The 25,393-nt window shown below is 67.5% G+C and carries 26 protein-coding genes; 17 read left to right on the top strand and 9 right to left on the bottom strand.

Features of this window, described 5'->3' with window-relative positions; genetic code table 11:
• The first annotated feature begins 35 nt into the window (after positions 1-35).
• The 16 genes from gpmA (at position 36) to E7V67_024985 (ending at position 15,764) form a co-directional block, all read left to right on the top strand.
• Positions 36-782, top strand: coding sequence for a 2,3-diphosphoglycerate-dependent phosphoglycerate mutase (gpmA, locus tag E7V67_025060; GenBank protein ID WUR12921.1), 747 nt, complete (start codon positions 36-38; stop codon positions 780-782).
• 8 nt (positions 783-790) lie between these two features.
• Positions 791-2,272, top strand: a complete 1,482-nt coding sequence (locus tag E7V67_025055; GenBank protein WUR12920.1) for a peptidoglycan DD-metalloendopeptidase family protein — start codon at positions 791-793, stop codon at positions 2,270-2,272.
• 33 nt (positions 2,273-2,305) lie between these two features.
• Positions 2,306-3,796, top strand: a complete 1,491-nt coding sequence (locus tag E7V67_025050) for a S41 family peptidase (protein WUR12919.1) — start codon at positions 2,306-2,308, stop codon at positions 3,794-3,796.
• Complete coding sequence (locus tag E7V67_025045; GenBank protein WUR12918.1) at positions 3,793-4,566, top strand: HesA/MoeB/ThiF family protein; 774 nt, start codon at positions 3,793-3,795, stop codon at positions 4,564-4,566. Before E7V67_025050 ends, E7V67_025045 begins: the two co-directional genes overlap by 4 nt.
• 223 nt (positions 4,567-4,789) lie before the next feature.
• Positions 4,790-5,233 carry a type II secretion system major pseudopilin GspG gene (gene gspG, locus E7V67_025040; GenBank protein ID WUR12917.1) on the top strand — a complete coding sequence of 148 codons (444 nt, stop codon included), beginning with the start codon at positions 4,790-4,792 and terminating at the stop codon, positions 5,231-5,233.
• A gap of 20 nt (positions 5,234-5,253) precedes the next feature.
• Positions 5,254-5,715 (top strand): type II secretion system minor pseudopilin GspH, encoded by a 462-nt coding sequence (gspH, locus tag E7V67_025035; protein WUR12916.1) that lies wholly within the window; start codon positions 5,254-5,256, stop codon positions 5,713-5,715.
• A complete protein-coding gene (gspI, locus tag E7V67_025030) occupies positions 5,712-6,092 on the top strand; it encodes a type II secretion system minor pseudopilin GspI (GenBank protein ID WUR12915.1) in 381 nt (126 codons plus the stop codon). The genes gspH and gspI overlap by 4 nt, the downstream gene beginning before the upstream one ends.
• A complete protein-coding gene (locus E7V67_025025; GenBank protein WUR12914.1) occupies positions 6,089-6,727 on the top strand; it encodes a prepilin-type N-terminal cleavage/methylation domain-containing protein in 639 nt (212 codons plus the stop codon). Before gspI ends, E7V67_025025 begins: the two co-directional genes overlap by 4 nt.
• On the top strand, positions 6,724-7,779 hold the full coding sequence (gene gspK / locus E7V67_025020; protein ID WUR12913.1) for a type II secretion system minor pseudopilin GspK: 1,056 nt from the start codon (positions 6,724-6,726) through the stop codon (positions 7,777-7,779). Before E7V67_025025 ends, gspK begins: the two co-directional genes overlap by 4 nt.
• A gap of 23 nt (positions 7,780-7,802) precedes the next feature.
• Positions 7,803-9,038 (top strand): type II secretion system protein GspL, encoded by a 1,236-nt coding sequence (gene gspL, locus E7V67_025015; protein WUR12912.1) that lies wholly within the window; start codon positions 7,803-7,805, stop codon positions 9,036-9,038.
• Positions 9,035-9,553 carry a type II secretion system protein M gene (locus E7V67_025010; protein ID WUR12911.1) on the top strand — a complete coding sequence of 173 codons (519 nt, stop codon included), beginning with the start codon at positions 9,035-9,037 and terminating at the stop codon, positions 9,551-9,553. Before gspL ends, E7V67_025010 begins: the two co-directional genes overlap by 4 nt.
• A complete protein-coding gene (gene gspN / locus E7V67_025005; protein ID WUR12910.1) occupies positions 9,550-10,323 on the top strand; it encodes a type II secretion system protein N in 774 nt (257 codons plus the stop codon). Before E7V67_025010 ends, gspN begins: the two co-directional genes overlap by 4 nt.
• Positions 10,323-12,518, top strand: coding sequence for a type II secretion system secretin GspD (gene gspD, locus E7V67_025000; protein WUR12909.1), 2,196 nt, complete (start codon positions 10,323-10,325; stop codon positions 12,516-12,518). The genes gspN and gspD overlap by 1 nt, the downstream gene beginning before the upstream one ends.
• Entirely contained in the window at positions 12,518-13,936 is a 1,419-nt protein-coding gene (gspE, locus tag E7V67_024995; protein ID WUR12908.1) for a type II secretion system ATPase GspE, read from the top strand. Before gspD ends, gspE begins: the two co-directional genes overlap by 1 nt.
• A 6-nt stretch (positions 13,937-13,942) precedes the next feature.
• Entirely contained in the window at positions 13,943-15,163 is a 1,221-nt protein-coding gene (gene gspF / locus E7V67_024990; GenBank protein ID WUR12907.1) for a type II secretion system inner membrane protein GspF, read from the top strand.
• 13 nt (positions 15,164-15,176) lie between these two features.
• Complete coding sequence (locus E7V67_024985) at positions 15,177-15,764, top strand: type II secretion system protein N (GenBank protein ID WUR12906.1); 588 nt, start codon at positions 15,177-15,179, stop codon at positions 15,762-15,764.
• Between the two features lie 77 nt (positions 15,765-15,841).
• Here E7V67_024985 and E7V67_024980 read toward each other — a convergent pair whose 3' ends face one another.
• The 9 genes from E7V67_024980 to E7V67_024940 form a co-directional block, all read right to left on the bottom strand.
• Positions 15,842-16,039 (bottom strand): hypothetical protein, encoded by a 198-nt coding sequence (locus E7V67_024980; protein ID WUR12905.1) that lies wholly within the window; start codon positions 16,037-16,039, stop codon positions 15,842-15,844.
• Positions 16,040-16,053: 14 nt separating this feature from the next.
• Positions 16,054-17,382 carry an ATP-dependent protease ATPase subunit HslU gene (gene hslU / locus E7V67_024975; protein ID WUR16342.1) on the bottom strand — a complete coding sequence of 443 codons (1,329 nt, stop codon included), beginning with the start codon at positions 17,380-17,382 and terminating at the stop codon, positions 16,054-16,056.
• A 16-nt stretch (positions 17,383-17,398) separates the two neighbouring features.
• Positions 17,399-17,935, bottom strand: a complete 537-nt coding sequence (gene hslV, locus E7V67_024970; protein WUR12904.1) for an ATP-dependent protease subunit HslV — start codon at positions 17,933-17,935, stop codon at positions 17,399-17,401.
• A 93-nt stretch (positions 17,936-18,028) separates the two neighbouring features.
• On the bottom strand, positions 18,029-19,336 hold the full coding sequence (locus E7V67_024965) for an STAS domain-containing protein (GenBank protein WUR12903.1): 1,308 nt from the start codon (positions 19,334-19,336) through the stop codon (positions 18,029-18,031).
• 82 nt (positions 19,337-19,418) lie between these two features.
• Entirely contained in the window at positions 19,419-19,868 is a 450-nt protein-coding gene (dksA, locus tag E7V67_024960; GenBank protein ID WUR12902.1) for an RNA polymerase-binding protein DksA, read from the bottom strand.
• A gap of 95 nt (positions 19,869-19,963) precedes the next feature.
• On the bottom strand, positions 19,964-21,019 hold the full coding sequence (locus tag E7V67_024955; GenBank protein ID WUR12901.1) for a GTP-binding protein: 1,056 nt from the start codon (positions 21,017-21,019) through the stop codon (positions 19,964-19,966).
• Positions 21,020-21,112: 93 nt separating this feature from the next.
• On the bottom strand, positions 21,113-22,051 hold the full coding sequence (locus tag E7V67_024950; GenBank protein ID WUR12900.1) for a tyrosine recombinase XerC: 939 nt from the start codon (positions 22,049-22,051) through the stop codon (positions 21,113-21,115).
• A 1-nt stretch (position 22,052) separates the two neighbouring features.
• Complete coding sequence (locus E7V67_024945) at positions 22,053-22,724, bottom strand: DUF484 family protein (protein WUR12899.1); 672 nt, start codon at positions 22,722-22,724, stop codon at positions 22,053-22,055.
• Between the two features lie 92 nt (positions 22,725-22,816).
• Positions 22,817-23,872, bottom strand: a complete 1,056-nt coding sequence (locus E7V67_024940) for a porin (protein WUR12898.1) — start codon at positions 23,870-23,872, stop codon at positions 22,817-22,819.
• A gap of 405 nt (positions 23,873-24,277) precedes the next feature.
• Between E7V67_024940 and E7V67_024935 the strand changes: the two genes are divergently transcribed.
• On the top strand, positions 24,278-25,369 hold the full coding sequence (locus tag E7V67_024935; GenBank protein ID WUR12897.1) for an SEL1-like repeat protein: 1,092 nt from the start codon (positions 24,278-24,280) through the stop codon (positions 25,367-25,369).
• Positions 25,370-25,393: the final 24 nt, after the last annotated feature.

The raw sequence follows: 25,393 nt of genomic DNA, 5'->3' as shown, positions 1-25,393 counted from the left end.
GTCCACCGATTTCTAACCTCTGAACTGATAGCCCTATGTACAAAATCGTATTCATGCGTCATGGCGAGTCCACCTGGAATCTCGAAAACCGTTTCACCGGCTGGACCGATGTGGACCTGACGGAAAAAGGCATCAACGAAGCCCGTGCGGCCGGCGAGGTGCTCAAGCGCGAAGGCTATCAGTTCGACCTGGCCTATACGTCGGTGCTCAAGCGCGCGATCCGCACGCTGTGGCTGACGCTCGACGAGATGGACCTGATGTACCTGCCGATCAAGCACGACTGGCGCCTGAACGAGCGTCACTACGGCGCGCTGCAGGGCCTGGACAAGGGCGAGACCGCCGCCAAGTACGGCGACGCGCAAGTGCTGGTCTGGCGCCGCAGCTACGACACGCCGCCGCCGGCGCTGGAAGCGGGCGACGACCGCACCTCGTTCAACGACCCGCGCTACGCCGGCCTGGCGAAAGAGCAGATCCCGCTGACCGAATGCCTGAAGGACACCGTGGCGCGCGTGATGCCGGCCTGGGACGAAGAGATCGCCCCCGCCATCAAGGCCGGCAAGAAGATCCTGATTTCCGCCCACGGCAACAGCCTGCGCGCGCTGATCAAGATGCTGGACGGTATCAGCGACGAGGAAATTGTCGGCCTGAACATCCCGAACGGCCAGCCGCTGGTGTACGAACTGGATGCCGACCTGAAGCCGATCCGCCACTACTACCTGGGCGATGCCGACGCGATCGCCGCGGCGCAAGCAGCGGTGGCCAACCAGGGCAAGGCTAAGTAAAGAACTCGATGGCAGGTCACTCTCCCCGCCGCGGCGCCTGGCTCGCCGCGGCGCTGGCGCTGGCGCTGTGCGCCGGCGTCCATGCAAAACCCACGGAACGCAGCAAGCAAAAGGCCGCCGCCGAAGCGCAGCGCGCCGCCCTGCAGCAAAAGCTCAATGCCTTGAAGCGCGACATCGGCCAGACCGAGAGCGCCAAAGAGGAAGCGGCCGACACGCTGGCCGAGTCCGAGGAAGCGATCTCGCAGGCCAACCGGCAGCTGCGCGAGCTGGCCGACGAGCAGGCGCAGACCAACGCCCGCATCGGCGAGCTGGCCACGCAGCGCGAACGGCTGGCCGCCACCATCGCGGAGCAGAAGCGCCAGCTGGCCAAGCTGCTGCGCGAGCAGTACGTGGCCGGCAACGAGGATCGCATCAAGCTGCTGCTGTCGGGCGACAACCCGAACCGCATCAACCGTGACCTGCAATTGATGTCGTACGTGTCGCAGGCGCAGGCGCGCCTGATCGAATCGCTGCGCGCCAACCTGGCCGCCGTCGAGGCCAACCAGGCCGAGGCCCAGAACGCGCGCGACGAGCTGGAAGAAATCGCGGCGGAAGAGCGCCAGCAGAAACTGGTACTGGAACAGCAGAAGGCGAAACACGCCGCGCTGGTGGCCAGCCTGTCGCAAAAGCTGGTCAGCCAGCGCCAGGAAGTGGGCAAGGTCGAACGCGACGAGCAGCGCATGGGCGCCCTGGTCGACCGCCTGAATAAACTGATCGAGGAACAGGCCCGCGCCGCGGCCGCCGAAGCGAAACGCAAGGAGCTGCTGGCGGCCGCGCGGGCGAAAGCCAAGGCCGAGGCGGAAGCGCGCGCCAAGGCCAAGGCCGAGGAAGAGCGGCTGGCGCAGGCCAAGGCGCGCGCCGAGCGCGAACGCCTGGCGCGGGAAAACCGTGGCAAGACGCCCCCGGCGCAGGAGCCGCGCGTGGCGCAGAAGCCGGAAGCGGTCAAGCCGGAACCGAAGCCCCAGGTGGCGCAACGGGAACCCGTGAAACCGGAGCCGCGCGACGAAGGCGCCGCGAAACCGGCGGACGTGGCGCTGGCGCCCGCCGCGCCGCCCGGCGCATTCGCCAGCCTGAAAGGGCAGATGCGCGCGCCGCTGTCGGGCCGCATCGCCGCCAAATTCGGCAGCAAACGGGGCGATGGCCCCAGCTGGAAGGGCGTGTTCATCCTGGCCGGCGAAGGCACCGAGGTGCATGCGGTGGCGGGCGGGCGCGTCGTGTTCGCCGACTGGCTGCGCGGCTTCGGCAACCTGATCATCGTCGATCACGGCAGCCAGTACATGAGTATCTACGGGAACAACCAGTCGCTGCTGCGCCGCGCGGGCGACGTGGTGAAGGCCGGCGACGTCATCGCGGCGGCCGGAAACAGCGGCGGTAACGAAGAATCGGGTTTATACTTTGAGTTGCGCCACCAGGGCCGGGCTTTCGATCCGGCCGGATGGGTGAAGTTCTAGCCTCCTGAAGAAACGGCGCACAGCGGAAAAAATATGGGCATTAACGTCAAGAGTATCGGCCTGATTGGCCTTGGCATGGTGGCCGGTGTCGCCGCCTCCTTCCAGTTTTCCGCCGCCGCGCAGCGCGCCGACGCGCCGCTGCCGCTGGAGGAACTGCGCCAGCTGGCCGACGTGTTCGGCCTGATCAAGACCGACTACGTGGAAAGCGTGGATGACAGGAAGCTGGTGCAGGACGCGATCGCCGGCATGGTGGCGTCGCTCGACCCGCACTCCGTCTATCTCGACAAGAAGGCCTTCCGCGAGATGCGCGAGTCGGTGCAGGGCAAGTTCGTCGGCATCGGCATCGAGGTGGCGATGGAGGACGGCTATGTGAAGGTGGTGTCGCCGATCGAGGATTCGCCCGCCTACAAGGCCGGTTTGAAATCGGGCGACCTGATCACCCGGCTGGACGGCGTGCCGCTGAAGGGCATGACGCTGGACGATTCGATCAAGAAGATGCGCGGCGAGCCGCGCACCAAGGTCGTGCTGACGGTGTCGCGCAAGGGCGAGGACAAGCCCATGATCGTGCCCATCGTGCGCGAGGAAATCCGCGTGCAGAGCGTCAAGGCCAAGCTGATCGAGCCGGGCTACGTGTGGCTGCGCATCGCCCAGTTCCAGGAGCCGACGGTGGACGAGATGGCGAAGAAGCTGTCGTCGCTGTACGCGCAGAACCCGGACATCAAGGGCATCGTGCTGGACCTGCGCAACGACCCGGGCGGCGTGGTACCGGGCGCCATCGGCGTCTCCGCCGCCTTCCTGCCGAAGGATTCCGTGATCGTCTCGACCGACGGCCAGCTGGCCGACTCCAAGCACACGTTCTACGCCCGGCCGGACGACTACCTGGGCGGGCGCAATGTCGCCGATCCGCTGGCCAAGCTGCCGGCCGCGCTGAAGACGGTGCCGTTGGTGGTGCTCGTCAACGCCGGCTCCGCGTCGGCCTCCGAGATCGTCGCCGGCGCGCTGCAGGACTACAAGCGCGCCACGGTGATGGGCAGCCAGACGTTCGGCAAGGGCTCGGTGCAGACCTTGCGCCAGCTGACGCCGGAAACGGCCATCAAGCTGACCACGGCGCGCTACTACACGCCGAAGGGCCGCGCGATCCAGGCCAAGGGCATCGTGCCGGACGTGGCGGTGGACGAGACAGCCGAAGGCGATGGCCTGAACAGCCTGCGCCTGCGTGAAGCGGATCTCGTCAAGCACCTGTCGAACGGCGACGAAGCCGAGGCGAAACCGGCGCGTCACGACGAGCTGGAAGAAGAGCTGCGCGTGCTGGCGCTGGCGAAGAAGCAGAAGCCGGTCGAATTCGGCAGCAAGAACGACTTCCAGCTGGCCCAGGCGCTGAACCACTTCAAGGGCCTGCCCGTGAAGGTGGCGCGCGCCGAGCCGGAAGGGGAAAAGCGCGCCGAGGAAATCGTCGGCAAGACCGAGGCGAAGTCCGGCGTCAAGCCGGAGGACAAGAAAGCGCCGGTGTCGAAGACCAAATGAGCGCGGTCGATCTTGGCGACGCGCAGTTGCTGCGCTACTCGCGCCACATCCTGCTGGACGAAATCGGCATCGAGGGCCAGCAGAAGCTGTGCGCGGCGCGCGTGCTGGTGATCGGCGCCGGCGGCCTGGGCTCCCCGGCCGCGCTGTACCTGGCCACGGCGGGCGTGGGCCGGCTCACCATCGTCGATCACGACACGGTGGACGTGACGAACCTGCAGCGCCAGATCGCCCACACGCTGGCACGGGTGGGCCGCAACAAGGCCGAATCGGCGCGCGAGGCCATCGCCGCCATCAATCCGGAAGTGACAGTGGTCGCGCTGGCCGAACGGGCCGACGCGGCGCGCCTGGCGCAGCTCGTCGCCGAAGCCGACGTGGTGCTGGACTGCACCGATAATTTCGCCACCCGCCACGCCGTCAACCGCGCCTGCGTGGCGCAGCGCGTGCCGCTGGTGTCCGGCGCCGTGATCCGCTTCGATGGCCAGGTCAGCGTGTTCGATCCGCGCGGCGGCACGCTGCCGTGCTACTCCTGCCTGTTCCCGGAAGACCAGCCGTTCGAGGACGTGGCCTGCGCCACGATGGGGGTGTTCGCGCCGCTGGTCGGCATCGTCGGCGCCATGCAGGCGGCCGAGGCGCTGAAGCTGGTGATGGGCATCGGCGAATCTCTCGCCGGCCGCTTGCTGCTGCTCGATGGCTTGCGCATGGAGTGGACCAGCATCGGGGTGGGGCGCAACGACGCTTGCCCCGTGTGCGCCGCCGGGAACCCACGGTGACAGGCACCTGTTTACGAGTCGGAGACTCGTAAACAGGTGCCTGTCACCAGGGGTCTACGTATGCGCCGCCGCAAACCCAAGGGGACAGGCTCCGATCTGCGGGTCTTCGACCCGCAGATCGGAGCCTGTCCCCCCTGCGGGTTACAGTTTTTCACCGCCCTGTTATATTTCCGGTCTATACTGCTGCACTCTTGTTTTCAAGCTAACCATCAGTCAAGTCCCTATGCAAAACGTCTCACAACGGATGCGCCGCGCGCGCGGCTTCACGCTGATCGAAATCATGGTCGTGGTGGTCATCATGGGCGTGCTGGCCGCGCTGGTCGTGCCCAAGCTGCTCTCGCGCACCGGCGAATCGAAGATCGCCGCCGCCAAGGTCGACATCGCGACCATCATGCAGGCCCTGAAGCTCTACAAGCTCGACAACACCCGCTACCCGAGCACGGAACAAGGCCTGCAAGCCCTGATCACGCGTCCTACCGGCGGCCCGCCGGCCACCGGCTGGAAAGAGGGCGGCTACCTGGAAAAAATGCCGAAGGACCCATGGGGCAACCCATACCAGTTCCTGTCGCCGGGCGTGAAGGGTGAAGTGGACGTGTTCTCGCTGGGCGCCGACGGCCAGCCCGGCGGCACCGGCGACGACGCCGACATCGGCTCCTGGGAAAACTGATCGTCCTGCGGCATTGCGCCATGATGCGCCAGCGCGGCTTCACGCTGATCGAGCTCCTGGTGGTGCTGGTCATCATCGGCCTGACCCTGGGGCTAGTGACGATGAACGCGGCGCCCAGCCAGCGCCAGGCCATGCAGCAGGAAGCGCAGCGTATCGCGCTGCTGCTGCAACTGGCGCGCGATGAAGCCATCGTGCGCAACCGCCCCGTGGCCTTCGAGGCCAACGCCAACAGCTACCGCTTCCTGGTACGCAACGGCCGCACCTGGGAAGCCCTGCCCGCGGACGACATGCTGCGCGAGCGCGAATTCAAGCGCAGCCCCGTCACCCTGCTGCTCGATCCCCCCACCAACCTGCCCGGCGCGCCGCTGCGCATCGTATTCGGCCGCGAACCGGTGGACAAGCCGTTCGTGCTGACCCTGGCCAGCGGCGACGTCAGCGCGGCGATTCGCGCCGATGGCATCGGTCATTTCGCGGTCGAATGATGGCGCTACCCGGGAACTGCGCGCGCGGCTTCACCCTGCTCGAGGTGCTGGTGGCCCTCGTCATCGTCGGCACCGCGCTGGGCGCCTCGCTGCGCGCCATCGGCAGCCTGACGCAGAACAGCGACGGCCTGCGCAGCACGATGATGGCCACCTGGTCGGCCGAGAACCGCCTGGTCGAAATCCGGCTGGCGCGCGTGTTTCCCGCTGTCGGCAAGACCTCGTATGCCTGCCCGCAGGGCGACATGGCGCTGATCTGCGAGGAGAACGTGGTGCTGTCGCCCAACCCGCGCCTGCGCCGGGTCGAAGTGAGCGTGTTCGATGCCGCCCACCCGGAGCGCCGCATCATCAAGCTGGTGCAACTGGTGCTGCGCGAATGAGGGCCCGCCGCCACGCCGGATTCACGCTGGTCGAGCTGCTGGTGGCGATCACCGTGCTGGCCATCGTCGCCGTGCTGGGCTGGCGCGGGCTGGACAGCATCGTCCGCTCGCGCGCCAAGCTGACCGAGCAGATGGAGCATGCGCGCGGCATCCAGCTGGCGTTCGCGCAGATGCAGAGCGACCTGGAACAATTGGCCGGCACCGACCTGCTGGGCCAGCGCCAGCGCCTGGTGGCCGACAATGCGCGCCTGATCTTCATCCGCACCGTGTTTCCCGAGAACGCACCGTCGCAGCTGCAGGTGGTCAGCTATCGCCTGCGCAACGGCGTGCTGACGCGGCGTGAGTCCGTCAACACGCGCGACCTGGGGCAACTGGACTCGCTGTGGCAGGTCGCACTGGGCGATACCGATCCGATTCCTGGCGTGGCGCTGCAGTCCGGCGTGGCCAGCATGGCCGTGCGCATCTGGGACAGCGGCGCCTGGCGCGCGCCGGCCGTCAACGGCAGCGCGAATGCGGCGCCGCAGACGCCGGGACCGCAGCTCGGTGCCAACGGCATGAAGGGGCTGGAGATGTCGCTGCAGTTGCAGGGCCAGCCCAACCCGCTGGTGAAGATCCTGTTGCTGGGGGCCGTATGAGCGTGCGTCCACTTTCGCGCCAGCGCGGCGTGGCCGTGGTCACGGCACTGCTGCTGACGACCCTGGCCGTGACGATCGTGGCCAGCCTGTTCTGGCAGCAGCAGGTGCAGGTGCGCTCGATGGAGAACCAGCGCCTGCACCTGCAGACGCGCTGGGTGCTGCGCGGCGCGCTGGACTGGGCCCGCCTGATCCTGCAGCAGGAGGGGCGCGACAGCCGTGACGTCACGCGCGAGGACGGCGTGTGGGCCACGCCGCTGGCCGAAACACGGCTGGACCAGTACCTGGAGCGCGAGCGCCAGAATAACGAAAGCTACGATGCCACGCTGTCGGGGCAGATTTTCGATGCGCAGGCACGCTACAATCTGGCGAACCTGGCAAGCGCCAACGGCATGGTCGATCCGGCGCAGCTGGCGGTGTTCCGGCGCCTGCTGGCCAACCTGCAGCTGAACGACGCCGTGGCGCAGGCGGTGGCGGATGCGGTGAAGCGGGCCTACGTGGCGACGCCGCCGGTGGTGGTGCCGACTCCGGACGGTACGGGCACGGGAAGCGGGACGGGAACGGGAACTGGAACGGGAACGGGAACGGGAACGGGCGCGACGGGTACCGCGACGGTGACGCGTGGCGGCAGCAGCAGCGGCAGCAACGCGCCCATCGCGCCGCTCCGGGCGGAAGACCTGCTGGCGGTGGCGGGCGTGACGCAGCAGGCCGTGGAGCGGCTGCGCGAGTTCGTCATCGTGCTGCCGGTCGGGACCCGGGTGAACCCGAATACCGCCAAGGCCGAGGTACTGGCGGCGCTGTTCGAGAACATGTCGGTGTCGGAGGCGCAGTCGCTGGTGGTGCAGCGCAAGCGCACGCCGTGGACCGAGGGGCAGCCATTGAAGTCGGCTGGTGGCGCCGGGCCGACCGTGCCGGTGGCCTACCGCAGCGACAACTTCCTGGTGCAGAGCCAGGTGCGGCTGGAGCGGGCGGCGCTGGAGACGTGGTCGCTGATCCGGCGCGACCCCTACGACCAGGGCTCGCGCACGACGCCGGTGTGGATCCGGGAACTTTAGGACAAAGAAGAAGGCAAACGGTTTTGACGACTCTTTATATCAGCTATCCGGCACGCGCGGCCGCCAACGACGCGGGGGCGGCGCAGAGCTGCGCTTTCGCGCTGGTGGGCGACGCGGGCAACGTGGCGCAGCAGGGTACCGGGGCGCTGTCCAAGCTGGCCGACCTGGTCGCATCGGCGCGCAAGGTCGTGCTGCTGCTGGCCGCCAGCGACGTGACGCTGCTGCGCGTGGCCGTGCCGCCGCTGTCGGGCGCGCGCCTGAAGGCGGCCCTGCCGAACCTGGTCGAGGAACAGATCCTGGGCGACCCGGCCGAATGCGTGCTGGCGATCGGCCCGGCGCAGCCGGGCGTGGCCGAGCGCACCGTCGCCGTCGTGCAGCGCGCCTGGCTGGAAGTACTGGTACGGGCGCTGGTGGCGCAGGGCGCGCGCAGCGTCAGCGCGCTGCCGGGCCAATTGTGCCTGCCGCTGGTGCCGGGCGGTGTCTCGGCCGCGCTGCTGCATGACGAGGCGGGGCTGGAGCTGACCCTGCGCGCCGCGCAGTACGAAGGCATGGGCCTGACCCTGCCGGCGCAGGCCGACAGCGCGCTGCACACGCTGCGCGCACTGGCCGGCGAGGCGCCCGTCACACTGTATGTGCCGGCCGCCCAGCGCGCGCAGTACGACGCGCTGGTGGCCGAAACTCCCGGGATTGTGCTGGAAGAGGACAACTGGGTGCACCGCATCGCGGCCGCGCAAGCCGTGCAGCTGGACCTGGCCGCCGGCCTGGGCGCGGCCAGCGGCGCGCGTGCGCGCGAATGGCGCCGCTGGCGCTGGCCGGCATACATCGCGCTGCTGGCGGTGCTGGTCAATATCGCCGGCCTGAACATCGAGTGGCTGCGCATGCAGCGCGAGGCCGACGCGGTGCGCCAGTCGATGACGCAGATCTTCCGCGCCGCCTACCCGAACGAGAAGGTGATCCTTGATCCGGCCGCGCAGATGCGCAAGAACATCGCCAGCGCCAAGGCGGCCAGCGGCGAGATGGCGGCCGACGAGTTCACGGCGCTGGCGGCCGCGCTGGGCGAGGCGCTGCAGATCCTGCCACGGCGCGACGTCGTCGCGGGCCTGGAATACCGCGAGCGCGCGCTGACCGTGCGGCTGAAACCCGACAGCGTGGACGCGGCCGCGCTGGCGCAGGTGCAGGCGCAGCTGGCCCCGCGCAAGCTGTCGCTGAAGGAAACCGGCGCCGGCGTCTGGCAACTGCGCGCGGGAGGCGGAGCATGAGCAAACTGACCGATACCATCAAGGGCTGGCGCGCGGGCGCGGCCGCGTTCTGGGGCGCCCGCACGGAACAGGAGCGCCGCTTCCTGGCCGTCGGCGGCGCCGTCGTGGGACTGGGCCTGGTGTACGGCCTGCTGATCGATCCGGCGCTGACGGGACGCGAACGGCTGCGCCGCGAACTGCCGGTACTGCGCCAGGAGGCGGCCGAGTTGCAGGCATTGGCCACCCAGGCGTCGCAATTATCGGCCCAGCCGGCGCCGCCGGTGGCGGCGCTGACGCGCGACGCGCTGAACACGGTGCTCACCAGCCGCGGGCTGACGCCGCAGAACCTGGTCGCCACCGGTGAATACTTCAAGATCGAGTTCAAGGGCGTGCCGTTCGCCGGCCTGGTCTCGTGGCTGGACGACGCGCGGCGCGAGAATCGCATCGCCGTGCAGGACGGCACCGTCACGGCGCAGGACGCGGCAGGCATGGTCGATGCCACGCTGACCTTGCGCCAGGAGACGGGCGCCCGATGAAACGCGCCGTCCTGTGGCTGCTTGCCGTCGTCGTCACGGCCGTGCTGACGCTGCTCGTGTTCTTCCCGGCCGCCTGGGTGGCCGTGCTGGTGGAGCGGCAGACGGACGGCCGCCTGACCCTGGGCGACGCCCAGGGCACGTTATGGCATGGCTCGGCCTTCGTTGGCGGTGCCGCCAGCCGCAGCGGCGCCGTCACGCCGCTGCTGCCGGGCCGGTTCACGTGGCGGCTGTCGCCGCTGTCCTTGCTGGGCAGCGTGCGCATGGAACTGTCCAATCCGGACGCGCTGACGCAGCCCGTGCTGTTTACGGGCAGCTGGCGCCAGTGGCAGCTCAGTCCCGCCGCGTTGCGGCTGCCCGCGGACGGGCTGTCCGGACTGGGCGCGCCATTGAACACGCTGGCGCTGTCCGGCCGCCTGCAACTGGCATGGACATCGCTGCAGCTGGCGCTGGTGCAGCGCAACGTCGCCGTGGACGGCCGCACCACGCTGGAGATGCAGGACGTGTCGTCGCGCCTGACGCCGATCCGCCCGCTGGGCAGCTACCAGCTGGCGCTGGACTGGCGCGGGCAGCAGGCCGGAGTCAACCTGAGCACGACGAAGGGTCCGCTGCTGCTGTCCGGCACGGGCCAGCTGCAACAGGGCCGGCTGCAGTTTTCCGGCCAGGCCGAGGCCGCCAAGGGCTACGAAGAAACGCTGGGCAACCTGCTCAACCTGCTGGGTCAACGCCGCATGGTCGGCGGTAAAAACATCATCGCTTTAGAGTTCAGATAATGAAAAAACAGTTTGCTGGCAAATCCTCTCTTCCCGCGCACAAGCGCGTCAGTGCCGCGGCGCTGCTGTGCTGCATGCTGTGCTCCGCCGTCACCCCGGCCTTCGCCGCGCCGCAACCGGCCGCCGAAGCCGATGCGGCGGCGCTGAACTTCGTCGGGGCCGACATCGAAGCGGTCATCAAGGCGGTGGGCCATTACACCAACATCACGTTCCTGATCGACCCGCGCGTCAAGGGCACGATCACGCTGGTGTCGGAAAAATCGATCAGCAAGTCGCAGGCGTTCGCGCTGCTGACCTCCGCGCTGCGCCTGCAGGGCTACGCCATCGTCAGCGGCGACGGCTATGCCAAGGTGGTGCCGGAAGCGGAAGCGAAGCTGCAGGCCACCCCGACGATCGTCGGCAAGCAGGCCACGCCGAAGGGCGACCAGATCGCCACCCAGGTGTTCCACCTGGCGCACGAATCGGCGGCCAACCTGGTCACCGTATTGCGCCCGCTGATCTCGACCAACAACACGATCAACGCCAACCCGGGCAACAACTCGCTCGTCATCACCGACTACGCGGACAACCTGAAGCGCCTGGCCAAGATCGTCGCCGCGCTGGACGCGCCGGCCAATACGGATATGGACGTGATCCCGGTCCGCCACGGCATCGCCAGCGACGTGGCGACGATGATCAACAAGATGATGGAGCCGGGCAGCGGCGCCGACAGCGGGCGCGTCACGGTACTGGCCGACCCACGCACCAACTCGCTGATCCTGCGCGCGCCGTCGGTGGCGCGCGCCAACCTGGCCAAGTCGCTGATCGCCAAGCTGGACCAGCCGACTACCCAGATGGGCAACGTCCACGTGGTCTACCTGAAGAACGCCGATGCCACCAAGCTGGCCGAGACGCTGCGCGCCGTGACGACGGGCGAGTCGCCGTCCAGCACCGGCGGCGCCAACAGCGCCCTGGGCAACAACCAGGCGACGATGCAGACCGGCGCCAACAACACGATCGGCCAGACCGGCACGGCCGGCGGCACCGGGCCGACCAATCCGGCGCTGTCGGCCTCCGGCAGCGCTGGCCGCAGCGGCGGCGCCACCGGTGGCGGCGGCTACATCCAGGCAGACGCCTCGACCAACACCCTGATCATCACGGCGCCGGAAGCGATCTACCGCAACCTGCGCGCCGTCATCGACCAGCTGGACGTGCGCCGCGCCCAGGTCTACATCGAGGCACTGATCGTCGAGATCAGCGCCGACAAGGCGGCCGAATTCGGCGTGCAGTGGGTCGGCGCCTCGGGCGACAGCAACAGCACCTACCGCGTCGGCGGGCTGCAGTCGTTCTCCAACGGCGGCAACAACCTGGTCAACATCTACAACGGCACGGCGCCCAGCAACGGCCTGTCGGTCGGCATCTTCAAGCAGCTCGCCAACGGCAAGCTGGGCCTGGGCGCGCTGGCCCACGTGCTGGAGACGAACGCCAACGGCAACGTGCTGTCCACGCCGAACATGATCACGCTGGACAACGAGGTCGCCACGATCCGCGTGGGCCAGAACGTGCCGATCCTGACCGGCCAGTTCACCACCACCTCCGGCACCAACAGCAATCCGTTCCAGACCATCGACCGCAAGGACGTGGGCCTGACCCTGAAGGTGAAGCCACAGATTTCCGAAGGCGGCACGATCAAGCTGGCGATCTACAACGAGTCGTCCAGCGTGGCCGCGTCGTCGGTCGATGCCACCGCCGGCATCACGCTCAATACGCGCGTCATCGAGAACAACGTCATCGCCGACGACGGCCAGATCATCGTGCTGGGCGGTCTGATCGAGGACAAGGCCAGCGACAGCGTCGAGCGCGTGCCGGGCCTGGCCAGCCTGCCGGTGCTGGGCAACCTGTTCAAGTACAACAAGCGCTCGCGCACCAAGACCAATCTGATGGTGTTCCTGCGCCCGGTCGTGATCCGCAACATGGAGCAGAGCATCAGCCTGGCCACGGACCGCTACGACTACATGCGTTCGGCCGGCGCAACGTTGACGCCGAACGAGGCGATCCTGGTCAAACAGCTGGGCAATCCAATGCTGCCGCCGCTGGTCAACGGCAGCCCGGCCAGCCCGGATGGCACGCTGGCCCGGCCGGTGCCGCCGGCTGCCGTGCCGGCGCGCATCCCCGGCGCCGCCGAACCCGTGCCCGCGCAACCCGGGAAGCAGTGATGAACAACCTGTTGCCCTATGCCTTTGCACGGGACTACCTCGTGCTGGCGCGCAGCGGCGAGCGCGACGACACCGTGCAGGTGCTGGTGTCGAACGCGACGACGCCGGCGGCCATCGCCGAGGTGTCGCGCCGCTTCGGCCGCATCCAGCTGACCGCCATGCCGCGCGCCGAGCTGGAAGCGGCCATCGCGTCGGCCTATGCCGGCGCCGGCGGCGACGTGTCGCAGGTGGCCGATGAATTCGACGCCGACCTGGACCTGACCAAGCTGCTGCAGGACGTGCCGGCCATCGAGGACCTGCTGGAATCCTCCGACGACGCCCCCGTGATCCGCATGATCAACGCGCTGTTGACGCAGGCGCTGCGCGACGGCGCTTCCGACATCCACGTCGAGCCGTTCGAGCAGATCTCCGTGGTGCGCTTCCGCATCGACGGCGCGCTGCGCGACATCGTCAAGCCTCGCAAGGCCATCCACGGCTCGCTGATCTCGCGCATCAAGATCATGGCGCAGCTGGACATCGCCGAAAAACGGCTGCCGCAGGACGGCCGCATCACCCTGCGCGTGGGCGGCAAGCCGGTCGACGTGCGGGTCTCGACCCTGCCGACCGGCCACGGCGAGCGGGCCGTGCTGCGTTTGCTGGACAAGGAGGCGGGCCGGCTCGACCTGAACCACCTGGGCATGAGCGCGCCGATGCTGGAAGAGTTCAATGGCCTCCTGGCGCAGCCGCACGGCATCGTGCTGGTCACCGGCCCCACCGGCTCGGGCAAGACGACCACGCTGTACGCGGCGCTGTCGCTGCTGAACTCCACCACGACGAACATCCTGACGGTGGAAGACCCGATCGAGTACGATCTCGCCGGCGTCGGCCAGACCCAGGTCAACGCCCGCATCGACATGACGTTCGCGAAAGCCTTGCGCGCGATCCTGCGACAAGACCCGGATGTGATCATGATCGGCGAAATCCGCGACCTGGAAACGGCGCAGATCGCCGTCCAGGCCTCGCTGACGGGCCACCTGGTGCTGGCGACCCTGCACACCAACGACGCGGCATCGGCCGTCACCCGTCTGCTGGACATGGGCATCGAGCCATTCCTGCTGTCGTCCTCGCTGCTGGGCGTGCTGGCGCAGCGGCTGGTGCGCAAGCTGTGCCCGGTCTGCAAGACCAATGAAGGCGGCACCTGGCACGCGGTCGGCTGCGACGCCTGCGGCCAGACCGGCTACCAGGGCCGCGTCGGCATCTATGAGCTGCTGCAGACGACGGACCGCATCCGCTCGCAAATCCACGACCGCGCCTCCGAGGCGGAGATCCGCACCACGGCGCTGGGCGATGGCATGAAGACGATGCGTGACGACGGCGAGCGCTGGCTGGCGGACGGCACCACCACGCTGGCCGAGCTGCTGCGCGTGGCCAAGGACTAAGCGACCATGCCGGCATTCCGATACGAAGCCGTCGACGCGGGCGGCGCCACCAAGAAGGGCGTCGTCAATGCGGACAGCGCGCGCTCGGCGCGGGCCGACCTGCGCGGCCAGGGCCTGGTGCCGATCAAGGTCGATGCCATCTCGGCGCAGGTCGATGCCAGCGGCGCCACCGCGCGCCGCGGCCTGGGCGAGAAGCTGTCGACGACGGAGCTGGCGCTGTTTACGCGCCAGCTGGCCAGCCTGTTGGAAGCAGGGCTGCCGCTGGAGCAGGCGTTTACCGCGCTGCTGGAACAGGCCGAGCGGGCGTACGTGCGCGACCTGATCGCGTCGATCCGCTCCGAGGTGATCGGCGGCGCGTCCCTGTCGGACGTGCTGGGCCGCCATCCGCGCGACTTCGCCGAAATCTACCGGGCGCTGGTGGCGTCCGGCGAGCAGATCGGCCAGCTCTCGCGCGTGCTGTCGCGCCTGGCCGACTATATCGAGCGGCGCAACGCGCTGGTGCAGAAGGTCAAGCTGGCGTTCACGTACCCGGCCATCGTGACGGTGGTGGCGTTCGCCATCGTGATCTTCCTGCTGACCTACGTGGTGCCGCAGATCGTCTCCGTATTCGCCAACACCAAGCAGAAGCTGCCGCTGCTGACGGTGATCATGCTGGCGGTCTCCGACTTCGTGCGGCACTACGGCATCTTCGTGGCCGTGCTGCTGGTGGGGGCCTGGGTCATGTGGCGCAAGGCCTTGGAGAACATCGCGCTGAAGACGCGCTGGCACACGTGGCTGCTGACGGCGCCGCTGTACGGCAAGTTCGAGCGCAGCCTGAATACGTCGCGCTTTGCCAGCACGCTGGCCATCACGACCGGTTCCGGCGTGCCGATCCTGCGCGCGCTGGAGACGAGCCGCGACACGCTGTCGAACGTGGCGATGCGCCAGCTGGTGGAAGAGGCCAGCGATGCGGTGCGCGAGGGTGTCAGCCTGGCGCGGGCGCTGTCGGCGCAGAAGCACTTCCCGCCGATGCTGATCCACATGATTCGCGCTGGCGAGATCACGGGCGAGCTGCCGGCGATGCTGGAACGCGCCGCCGCCGCGCAGGAAGCGGACCTGGAACGGCGCACGCTGACGATCGCCGGCCTGCTCGAGCCCGCGCTGATCCTGGCGATGGGCGTGGTGGTGCTGCTGATCGTGCTGGCCGTGCTGATGCCGATTATCGAAATCAATCAGCTGGTGCGCTGAAGATGGAAACCGTATGAACCGATTGCCTTTCGTAGCAACCGTCGCCGCCGTGGTGGCATTGACGGCTTCCGTGGCCTACTGGGGCCTGCAATTGTACAAGCCGGCGCAGCGCCCCATCGCGGCCGTGCCGGTACTGGACACGCCGCCGGCGCTGATCGACGCGGCGCGCGGCCTGTTCGGCGGCGAGACGGCTGTCGCCGCCGCCAGCACGTATCAGCTGCGCGGCGTCGTCGCGGCCGGCAATGGCCGGCGCAGCGTGGCGATCATCGCCGCCAACAACGAGGCGCCGAAGGCGTACCCGGTCGGTGCCGAGCTGGCGCCCGGTGTCGTGGTGAAAGAGGTGCAGGCGCGTTCCGTGACGCTGTCGGAAGGGGGCGTACAGAAGCGCCTGGACCTGCCGGCCGACACGGGCGTGTCGATGACGACAGCCGCGCCGCTGCCGGACGTGGCGCGGGGGACTGCGCCGCCGCAGGCGCAGCCGATCACGCCACCGCAGCCAGCGCCTTCGGCCACGCCGCCGCCCGGCACGCCGGTCGGCCAGCCGGGCCAGCTGGCGCCGGTGCAGTCGGCGCCGGCGCAGCGGACCAGTACAGGGCAGTAAGGGAGACCCATGGTGTCAGGCACCTATCTGCGAGTCGAAGACTCGCAGATAGGTGCCTGACACCGGCGGGTTTGCGCTTATTCCTCCGGCTCCGGCTTCAGCTTGGCCTTGGCAATCGCCCGCTTCGCCGCCTGCCGTTCGGCCGACTTGCTGCGCTCGTGCGGCCCGGCGGCGCGCGCTTTGGCCAGCGCCGCGAACGGGTTGCGCGGCGCGCTCTGCGATGGCTCGACGCGAATGCGCATCTTCTGCCGGGTGGCCAGGGCCTTGTTCGCCATCGCAGTCTCCTTCGTTACAGTACGTAGCGCGACAGGTCTTCGTTGACCGCCAGCGCGTCCAGCCGCTGGTTGACGTACTGCGCATCGATCACGATGGTCTTTTCCTGGCGGTCGGCCGCGTCGAACGAGATCTCCTCCAGCAGCTTTTCCATCACCGTGTACAGCCGGCGTGCGCCGATGTTCTCGGTGCGCTCGTTGACCTGGTACGAGATCTCCGCCAGGCGCGTGATGCCGCTCTGGTCGAACTGCAGGGTCAGGCCCTCGGTGGCCAGCAGCGCCTCGTACTGGCGCGTCAGGCAGGCGTCCGTGCTGGTCAGGATGCGCTCGAAGTCGGCGATCGACAGCGATTCCAGCTCCACGCGGATCGGGAAGCGGCCCTGCAGCTCCGGAATCAGGTCGGACGGCTTGGCCAGGTGGAACGCGCCCGAAGCGATGAACAGGATGTGGTCCGTCTTGATCATGCCGTACTTGGTGTTCACGGTGGTGCCCTCGACCAGCGGCAGCAGGTCGCGCTGCACGCCGGCGCGCGAGACGTCAGCGCCGCCCGTCTCCGAACGCGATGCGATCTTGTCGATCTCGTCCAGGAACACGATGCCGTTCTGCTCCACGTTCTGGATCGCCTTCTGCTTCATCTCGTCCTCGTTGACGAGCTTCGCCGCTTCCTCGTCCACCAGCAGCTTCAGGGCCTCGCGGATCTTGACCTTGCGCGCCTTCTTGCGCCCGCCGCCCACGCCGGAGAACATCGACTTGATCTGCTCCGTCATCTCTTCCATGCCCGGCGGCGCCATGATTTCCATCTGCGGCGATGGTTCGGCCAGCTCGATCTCGATTTCCTTGTCGTCCAGCTCGCCCATGCGCAGGCGCTTGCGGAAGGTCTGGCGGGTGCCGTCCGCCGCTGGCTCGGACGCCTCGCGGAAACCGAAGTCGCGCGGCGGCGGCAGCAGGATGTCCAGGATGCGGTCTTCCGCCGCGTCCTCGGCGCGGGCGCGCACCTTGGCCATCTCGGCCTGGCGGGTCTGCTTGACGCCGATGTCGATCAGGTCGCGGATGATGGTGTCGACGTCGCGGCCCACGTAGCCCACTTCGGTGAACTTGGTGGCTTCGATCTTGATGAACGGCGCGTCGGCCAGCTTGGCCAGGCGGCGCGCGATCTCGGTTTTACCGACACCCGTCGGGCCGATCATCAGGATGTTCTTCGGCGTGATCTCGTGGCGCAGCGGTTCTTCGACCTGCTGGCGGCGCCAGCGGTTGCGCAGCGCGATGGCGACGGCGCGCTTGGCCTTGCCCTGGCCGACGACGTGCTTGTCGAGTTCACCGACGATTTCCTGCGGCGTCATGTTCATATGGGTCATTGTCGTCTCAGTCCAGGGTTTCGATGATGTGGGAGAGGTTGGTGTAGATGCACAGCTCGCCGGCGATCGTCAGTGATTTCTTGACGATGTCGCTCGGTGCCAGTTCCGTGTTCTCAAACAGGGCCTTGGCGGCCGACTGGGCGTAGACGCCGCCCGAACCGATCGCGCCGATGCCGTCTTCCGGCTCCAGCACATCGCCGTTGCCCGTGATGATCAGGGTCGACTCGGCATCGGCCACCAGCAGCATCGCCTCCAGGCGGCGCAGCACGCGGTCGGTGCGCCAGTCCTTGGCCATCTCGACGGAGGCGCGCAGCAGATTGCCCTGGTGTTTCTCCAGCTTGGCTTCGAAACGGTCCAGCAAGGTGAACGCGTCCGCCGTGCCGCCGGCGAAGCCGCACAGCACTTTGCCCTGGTACAGCTTGCGCACCTTGCGCGCCGTGCCCTTCATGACGATATTGCCCAGCGTTACCTGGCCGTCGCCGCCCAGCGCCACCTGCTTGCCGCGACGGACGGACAGGATCGTGGTACCGTGAAATTGTTCCATAAATGCCTCAAAGTAATGACGCGAATCGGCGTCCAGCGGCAAAAATGGGGCTGGACGACGAAATTGCAAGCCGGCAGCAAGCGGCACCGGCTGTCAGTATCGGTGCGGAAACAGCCGTGCCACGTCGGCAAATCCGAGCAGGCGCAACAGTGCCGCCACCAGATGGTTCAGCTCGCGCAACTCGATACGCCGGGACGCTTCCTGCGCCAACGCGCGCAGGCATCCCAGCAACTGGCCGCCCGCTGCCAGGTCGATCCGCACCAGGTGCGAGCAGTCGAACACGAGCGTCGCTCCCTGTCCAGCATAGGCGCGGATCGCGGCCAGTAAAGGCTCGACGTCGGCTTCGATGACGTGCGGCAACAAATAGCGATCCGCCGCCGGGGCGCCGGCCTGGCGTGGCGTGTTCGCCACATTGCCGGGCGCGACGAACTGTGGCGGCGACATTTCGAACGTCACGCAGTAGTCCATCGCCGCTTCCTCGAATTCCTTCTCGCGGTTCAGCAGGCGCAGCAGTTCGAGCAGCAACAGCCAGGGCGCTTCACCTTCGTCGCGCCGGCCCACGTCCAGCAGCGCGCGCAGGTGGGCGACGAGTTCCCCGGCGCCGGCCAGTTGCAGTTCGCGCTGCGGCGACACGGCACGCAAGGCGTCCAGCACCGGGCCGCAGCCGGCCGGCGTAACGGCCAGCACGCGGCTGAAGTCGACCCGCAGCACGGGGGCGTCGGCGGCCGTGCGCAGCCGCTCGGCCTGGGTCACGGCGCGCTCGTCCAGCATTCCGCTGAACTGCACGGTGGGCGCTACGCCGCTGTAGCCATCCGCGCCGGCAGGCGGCGGCTGCCAGCTTGGCGGCGACGTCTCGAACGTGCTGGCGTAATCGATGGCCAGGTCGTCGAACGCATCCTGTTCTCCCAGCACGTGGTACAGGTCGAACAGCATCCACCAGGCGGTGCGGTCGCGCGCGCCAGGCGCGCCGCTGTCGCCCGCGACGGCCGCCGCTAGCAATTGCCGCGCCGCCGCCGCATCGCCGCCGGCGTACAGCAGCGCCGCCTCCTCGACGACAGGCGCGCGCTCGGCGGCGGCCGCTTCAGCGGGCGTCTCCTCGTCGCCCAGCAATTCCGTGACGGCGCCGTCCAGCAGGGGCAGCGTATTGCCGTCCTGCTGTGCCGGCGGCGTGGGACGGGGCGGGCGGCGGAACGTGGGTTCCGGGTCGTCGAACATGTCCGCCGCCATCGCGGCCTCGATGGCGTCGATCTTCAGGGCCGTGGCGCGGGCAATGTCGCGCTGCAGGTCGGCCTGCTCGCGTTGCCGCCGCAGTTCGCTGTTGGCGGACAGGCGCGCGAGTACCTCGTCGTCGTCGACGCTGTGGTCCGTCTTGCCTTTGCGAAATCGCGTGAAGAGTCCCATGCCCATGCCTCATGTATTCCCGCCAGTGTAGCGGGCACAAAAAAAGCATGCCGCGGCATGCTTTTTTCGTGAGTGGCGCGGTTCAGTCGCCGTACAGTTTTTGCTTCAGCTCGCGGCGCTGCTGCGCCTCCAGCGACAGCGTGGCCGTCGGGCGCGCGATCAGGCGGGGAATGCCGATCGGCTCGCCGGTTTCCTCGCACCAGCCGTATTCGCCGTTTTCGATGGCGACGAGCGATTGCTGGACCTTTTTCAGCAGCTTGCGCTCGCGGTCGCGCGTGCGCAGTTCCAGCGCGTGCTCTTCCTCGATGGTGGCGCGGTCGGCGGGGTCGGGCACCAGCACGGTTTCGCGCAGGTGTTCCGTGGTCTCGCCAGCGTTTTTCAGCAGCTCTTTCTCCAGCGCCTGCAGGCGCGCCTTGAAGAAGGCCATCTGTGCCGGGTTCATGTAGTCCTTGTCGCTCATCGCCAGAATTTCTTCTTCGGTGAGCAATGGAGCTTCTGCAGCCGCGGGGGTCGATTTATTTGTTTTGGTCATGACTTCGCTTACCTTCGATACGACAGAGTTTTCAAATCCAGCCGGTCGGCCGTGGCGGCCGGGACCTGGCTCGGCCCCACAAAAACCGGGTTAGTTTATACCAAACATTGTTCCAGACCGCGAACAAAGATGTCTTTTGGCAGATTTTTACCGATAAACACCATTTTGCTGCCGCGAACGTCGTTTTCGTCCCATTTGGCGCCCAGGTCGCTTCCCATCAGCTGATGCACGCCCTGGAATACGACCTTGCGTTCGGCGCCCTGCATCCACAATACGCCTTTGTAGCGCAACATGCGAGGCCCGTACACATTGACGAGTCCGCCCAGGAACTCGTCCAGCTTGGCCGAGTCGAACGGACGGTCGCTCTTGAACACGAAGGCCGCGATCTCGTCCGTATGGTGGGCGCGATGGTGATCATGCGTGTGGTCGTGCGCGTGCGACGGGTGATCGCAGTGTTCGCCGTGCTCATGATCATGATCATGGTCATGCTCTTCGGCCGCCAGGAAGTCCGGGTCCAGCTCCAGCTTTTCGTTCAGGTTGAAACCTTTCAGGTCCAGCACTTCCGTGATCGGCGCGTTGCCGAAGTCGGAGCGGCCGATCGGCGCGCGCGGGTTGATGCGCTTCAGGCGCGCCGTCAGCTCGGCAATCGCCGCGTCGTCCACCAGGTCGGTCTTCGACAGCAGGATCTTGTCGGCAAAGCCCACCTGGCGCTGCGCTTCCTCGTTGTCGTCGAGCTGTTGCATGGCATGGCGCGCGTCGACGACGGTGACGATGGCGTCCAGCAGGTAGTTGCTGCCCACTTCGTCGTCGATGAAGAAGGTCTGCGCCACCGGGCCCGGATTGGCCAGGCCCGTCGTTTCGATGACGACGCGGTCGAACGCGATCTCGCCGGCCGCGCGCTTTTTCGCCAAGTCGGACAGGCCGATGATCAGGTCGCCACGCACGGTGCAGCAGATGCAGCCATTGTTCATCTCGACGATCTGCTCGCGGCTTTCCTGCACGAGGATCTCGTTGTCGATGTTCTCCTGGCCGAATTCGTTCTCGATGACGGCGATACGCATGCCGTGCTGCTCGCGCAGGATGCGGTTGAGCAACGTGGTTTTACCGGCGCCCAGGAAGCCGGTGAGAATGGTGGTCGGGATCAATGACATGGCACATACCGGTAACAGAATCGGACGATTATGCCGGAATTTCAATATTGCTGTCCAACCCCGATGTTGATTCGGATCAGGGGGCGCTGGCACCTACTTGGCGCGCGGGTGCGCCTTGTCGTAGACCTGCGCCAGGTGCTGGAAATCGAGCGCCGTGTACACCTGGGTGGACGTGATGCTGGCATGCCCCAGCATTTCCTGCACGGCACGCAGGTCGCCGGACGACTGCAGCACGTGCGACGCGAACGAGTGACGCAGCATGTGCGGATGCACGTGCATCGGCGCGCCGGTCGCCAGCGCATGCGCTTTCAGCCGCGTCTGCACGACACGTGGCGCCATCCGGCCACCCCGTTCGTTCAGGAACAGCGCGGCGCTGCCGTCCGCCGGGGCGGGCCGCACCCGCAACCAGGCGTCGATGGCCGCCAGCGCCGCGCTGCCGACGGGCACGCGGCGCATCTTGTTGCCTTTGCCGGTGACGATCACCTCGCCATTGTCGCGCTCGAGCCAGCCGGTGGAGGCGGGCAGGGCGCCGTCGGCCTTGCGGTAGTGCAGGTCCAGGCTGCACAGCTCGGAAACGCGCAGGCCGCTCGAGTACAGCAGCTCGAACATGGCGGTATTGCACAGTTCGGCGGAGGTGGGCGCGGCGGCGGCTTTGCGCGCTGGCGTCGCGACCAGCTGCACGGCATCGTCCACGGACAACGCCTTGGGCAGGGACTTGGCGCGTTTCGGGGCGCGCACGCCGTCGACGGGATTGGCAGGCAAGGCGACGTGTTCGGCCAGCCAGTCGAAAAAGCCGCGCCAGGCCGACAGCTTGCGAGCGATCGTGCGGCCGTCCTGGCCGGCGGCATGGAGTTTGCTGGCGTAGCGGCGGATGTCGGCGCTGCCGATGGCGGCCCAGTCGCGGCCGTCGGCCAGCCGGGCCAGCTCGTCGAGATCGCGGCCGTAGGCGGCCACCGTGTGGGCGGACAGCTTGCGCTGCGTGGCCAGGTGGACCAGCCAGTCGGCCGTCCGGCTGCCGGCCGCGTCCGTCATATCAGGCCAGCAGCGGGGCCAGCGCGACGCTGGCCGTTTCGCCGATGTGCACCAGGAAATCGGTGGCCATTAGCGAAGTAAAACGTTCGGCGTCGGGCGAGCCCATGATCAGAAGGCCAAAGGCCGGTCCCTTCGTGCCGGGCGCGCGCAGCGCCACGATGACGGCCGACTGGATGGAAGCCGCGTCGTCCAGCCAGCGCACCGCCTCGAAATCGTTGTTGCTGCCGCAATAAGGCGCTTGCAGGCCGTTGGCGAACAGGCGCGCATCGTCGGAAACGCCGGCGGCAAACCACTCGTCCTGGTACTGCGGCGCCACGTTGAACAGGCGCAGCGTAGCGGCCGGCACGTTGAAGCTGCTTTTCAGGCCTTCGGTGACGGCGCGTGGCATGCCGGCCACGTCGTGCTCGCGCAGCAGCGACTGGTTCCAGCCGTGGAAACGGTTGGCGATCGCCTGGTTTTCCTGCGCGTTACGGTTCAGTTCCGCCAGGCGCAGCTCCAGCGCCTTGTACTTTTCGCGCATCACTTCCATCTGTCGTTCCTGCAGCGACACGGCACGGCCCGTCAGTGGGCTGGACAGGCGAACGTCGCCCAGCAGGCTGGCGTGCTCTTCGAAGAAATGGGGATGGTCCGCCAGGTAGCGGGCGACGGCGGTGGAGTCCAGGGTAGCGGTCATTGTTGTCACATCGGATAAAGCCAGGCCACATTTTACCCGAGAGGCAACAAAAAAGACGCCCGCAGGCGTCTTTTTCAGCGTGACCGGGCCGCTTAGAAGTTGTGGTGGATGCCCAGCGCGTAGTGGTTCTGCTCGACGTCGTTGGTGGCTGCCGGCGTGAACGGCGTCTTCTTCTGCGACAGGTCCACGTACAGGTAGGTGCGCGGCGACAGGCTGTGCTCGTAGCCGACCGACGCCTGCTTTGTCTTCAGCACGCCATCCGGCGTTTTCTGGCCATAGCCGATCAGCCACTTGCCCGGCCCGACCGTGTAATTGGCGCCGATGATCCAGGCGTCCGTGTCCGGATTGATCAGCATCGTGTGGCTCTGGTCCTGCTTCTGGTACGAGGCCATCAGTTTCAGTGCCGTGGTCGGCTTGTACGATGCGGCCACCGAATACAGCTTCGTTTCGATGCCGTTGCGCTCGTGCGCCAGCATCGCCGCGAACGGCCCATTGGTGTAGGTCGCGCTGATCGAGTACGGATTGGCCGACGCTTCCGAGTTGGCCGGATACTGGGGCGCCGCCGCGGTGCCGCGGCCGACGATGGCCGGGTTGCCGTTGGCTTCCTTGGTCGCGACCGTCACGTTCAGCTGAAAGCCGTTCATCACGGGCGTGTTGTAGAACAGCGCGTTGGAGAAGCGGTTGGCCGAGTTGCCGGCCGGGCCCAGCGGATCGCTGGTATAGCCCGTCACCTGCAGATTGGTCTGGTAGCCCGCCACGGCCGGGATGCCGGACCACGGTTCGAAGGCGATCACCGATTCCTGGAAAGCCGACAGGCCACGGCCGATACGCACGGTACCGAAGGAGCCCTGCAGGCCGACGCGGCTCTGGCCCTGGAACAGCGGACGGCTGACGTTTTCCAGCGTACCGGTGTCGGGTTCGTAACGAATTTCCAGTTGGAACAGTGCTTTCAGGCCATTGCCCAGGTCTTCCACGCCGCGGAAGCCCAGCTTGTTGTTGTCGCGCTTGCCGATCAGCGTGGCGTCGTTGGCGGTATGGGTCGTGCGGGAGATGCCGGCGTCCAGCGTGCCGTAGATGGTCACGGAGGATTGGGCGAAGGCGCTGCCGAATGCACCCATCAGGGCCAGGGCCACCAAGGATTTCTTCATTTGATTGTCCTTATTAAATTATCGGTACAAATCCGAAAGCTCGGGAGTGCGTCTCGAACACTCGACTGGCTGAAACTTTAGTACACGTCCTCGTCAGTCTCGCTGGATTGGTCGATTATGAGCATGAGTAATGGTGGAAAGAAAAGTAAACCTGTCAGGTTGTTGTATTTTTGGAACGGTAGTTTTACGGTCCAAAGACGCAAGCTACCGTCCCCTCGTCCTTTCATTGGTAAGGTATTCATATCGCTAGCGTAGTCGCACTGCGGTCCGGACCGGCTTGTGCCCGCTCAAGGGCGCCGGGGCTCGGCGGAAGGCTGTCTGAGCCACGCAACACGTGCCGGCCGTCGCTGCCATCACAACAATGGAGACAAGCCCTGCCTGCCGGGGCACATCGACGCAACGCTTATGGCCAATCGCGAGGAGCTGGTTTTGATTCGGGGAGCACGGTCGGGCGATGCCGCGTGCCAATTGGCCTTGGGCCGGCTGTATTTGCGCGGCAGCGCCAGTCTGCCGCTGAGCCCGCCCACGGCGCTGCATTGGCTGGAGCGCGCCGCCCGGCAGGGGCTGGACGAGGCGCGCCTGCTGATCGGCCGCGCCAATCTGCAGGACTTGCGGTCCACTGCTGGCTCCGATGGTGTCACGCCGCTGCCGGCCACGCCGGCGCTGGCGCAGAGCGCTGAACCGGTGCGACCGGCAGCGGTTGAGGATGAGGGGCTGGCGCTGGCAGCCGCGGCGGGCGAGTCCGCTGCCCAGCTGGCGCTGGGCTTGCTGCTGGCAGGAATGGACCGGGAAGGCAACCGGGTGCCCGGCGCCGCGGTGCAATTCAAGCGTGCGATCCGTTGGCTGACGCAGGCCGGCCAGCAGGGCCAGGCCGACGCCTGGTTCGCGCTGGCGCGCATCTATATGAATGGCGGCTGCTCGCAGCGCAGCGCCGCGGCGGCGCAGTCCTGCCTGGAGCGGGCCGCGCACTTGGGGCATGCACAGGCGCAGCTGGAGTGCGGCATGCACGCCTGGCGCCAGCGCCGCGAGGACGAGCAGCACGACGTGCAGGCGCTGTACTGGTTGCAGCGTGCGGCGGCGCAGGGTTGTGCCCCGGCGCACGCGGCATTGGAGCGGCTCGCGCCGCCAGCGGCCGGCACGGCCTGGGCGGCCCAGCTGGCACAGCACCTGACCGGGGAGCAGGCGGCAAGGCAGCCGTTGCTGGCCGCGCGCATCGAGCTGGCGGCCCTGTTTCACCTGAGCCGCGCCGAAGCGCTGTTGCTGGACGTGTGTGCAGCCGACCAGGGCCACTGCCTCGTCGTCGATATCCGCGCCTTGTATAAACGCAGCCGGCGCCGGCTGGTGCTCGTGCGCACCGGGCGCCAGCGCCAGGCGCTGGACCGGGCCGTGCGCCTGTTCGAAGGGCACGGCGCGGCCGTGGAAGGCAATTACCGCCAGCGTCTGTATCGCCTGAAGACGTGGCTGGCGCGCTGCGACAGCGCGCTGCTGGCGGCTTGACCCGGCCGGGGGCGCACATCGTCT

The organism is [Empedobacter] haloabium (assembly GCA_008011715.2).
Taxonomy (GTDB): Bacteria; Pseudomonadota; Gammaproteobacteria; order Burkholderiales; family Burkholderiaceae_D; genus Rugamonas; species Rugamonas haloabia.
The sequence above is the reverse complement of the archived record's forward strand: the minus strand, read 5'-3'. Positions and strand labels throughout refer to the sequence as shown.

What these genes read in the sequence shown, in the direction of transcription:
- E7V67_025050 (WUR12919.1), top strand. Translation starts at nt 2,306, where the DNA reads ATGGGCATTAACGTCAAGAGTATCGGCCTGATTGGCCTTGGCATGGTG.
- gspN (WUR12910.1), top strand. Translation starts at nt 9,550, where the DNA reads ATGAAACGCGCCGTCCTGTGGCTGCTTGCCGTCGTCGTCACGGCCGTG.
- E7V67_024935 (WUR12897.1), top strand. Translation starts at nt 24,278, where the DNA reads ATGGCCAATCGCGAGGAGCTGGTTTTGATTCGGGGAGCACGGTCGGGC.
- E7V67_024940 (WUR12898.1), bottom strand. Translation starts at nt 23,872, where the DNA reads ATGAAGAAATCCTTGGTGGCCCTGGCCCTGATGGGTGCATTCGGCAGC.
- gspF (WUR12907.1), top strand. Translation starts at nt 13,943, where the DNA reads ATGCCGGCATTCCGATACGAAGCCGTCGACGCGGGCGGCGCCACCAAG.
- gspD (WUR12909.1), top strand. Translation starts at nt 10,323, where the DNA reads ATGAAAAAACAGTTTGCTGGCAAATCCTCTCTTCCCGCGCACAAGCGC.
- E7V67_024950 (WUR12900.1), bottom strand. Translation starts at nt 22,051, where the DNA reads ATGACGGACGCGGCCGGCAGCCGGACGGCCGACTGGCTGGTCCACCTG.
- gspI (WUR12915.1), top strand. Translation starts at nt 5,712, where the DNA reads ATGATGGCGCTACCCGGGAACTGCGCGCGCGGCTTCACCCTGCTCGAG.
- E7V67_024965 (WUR12903.1), bottom strand. Translation starts at nt 19,336, where the DNA reads ATGGGACTCTTCACGCGATTTCGCAAAGGCAAGACGGACCACAGCGTC.
- E7V67_024945 (WUR12899.1), bottom strand. Translation starts at nt 22,724, where the DNA reads ATGACCGCTACCCTGGACTCCACCGCCGTCGCCCGCTACCTGGCGGAC.
- E7V67_024955 (WUR12901.1), bottom strand. Translation starts at nt 21,019, where the DNA reads ATGTCATTGATCCCGACCACCATTCTCACCGGCTTCCTGGGCGCCGGT.
- gspH (WUR12916.1), top strand. Translation starts at nt 5,254, where the DNA reads ATGATGCGCCAGCGCGGCTTCACGCTGATCGAGCTCCTGGTGGTGCTG.
- E7V67_025010 (WUR12911.1), top strand. Translation starts at nt 9,035, where the DNA reads ATGAGCAAACTGACCGATACCATCAAGGGCTGGCGCGCGGGCGCGGCC.
- E7V67_025025 (WUR12914.1), top strand. Translation starts at nt 6,089, where the DNA reads ATGAGGGCCCGCCGCCACGCCGGATTCACGCTGGTCGAGCTGCTGGTG.
- dksA (WUR12902.1), bottom strand. Translation starts at nt 19,868, where the DNA reads ATGACCAAAACAAATAAATCGACCCCCGCGGCTGCAGAAGCTCCATTG.
- E7V67_025055 (WUR12920.1), top strand. Translation starts at nt 791, where the DNA reads ATGGCAGGTCACTCTCCCCGCCGCGGCGCCTGGCTCGCCGCGGCGCTG.
- gspE (WUR12908.1), top strand. Translation starts at nt 12,518, where the DNA reads ATGAACAACCTGTTGCCCTATGCCTTTGCACGGGACTACCTCGTGCTG.
- E7V67_024985 (WUR12906.1), top strand. Translation starts at nt 15,177, where the DNA reads ATGAACCGATTGCCTTTCGTAGCAACCGTCGCCGCCGTGGTGGCATTG.
- E7V67_024980 (WUR12905.1), bottom strand. Translation starts at nt 16,039, where the DNA reads ATGGCGAACAAGGCCCTGGCCACCCGGCAGAAGATGCGCATTCGCGTC.
- E7V67_025045 (WUR12918.1), top strand. Translation starts at nt 3,793, where the DNA reads ATGAGCGCGGTCGATCTTGGCGACGCGCAGTTGCTGCGCTACTCGCGC.
- gpmA (WUR12921.1), top strand. Translation starts at nt 36, where the DNA reads ATGTACAAAATCGTATTCATGCGTCATGGCGAGTCCACCTGGAATCTC.
- hslU (WUR16342.1), bottom strand. Translation starts at nt 17,382, where the DNA reads ATGAACATGACGCCGCAGGAAATCGTCGGTGAACTCGACAAGCACGTC.
- gspG (WUR12917.1), top strand. Translation starts at nt 4,790, where the DNA reads ATGCAAAACGTCTCACAACGGATGCGCCGCGCGCGCGGCTTCACGCTG.
- gspK (WUR12913.1), top strand. Translation starts at nt 6,724, where the DNA reads ATGAGCGTGCGTCCACTTTCGCGCCAGCGCGGCGTGGCCGTGGTCACG.
- hslV (WUR12904.1), bottom strand. Translation starts at nt 17,935, where the DNA reads ATGGAACAATTTCACGGTACCACGATCCTGTCCGTCCGTCGCGGCAAG.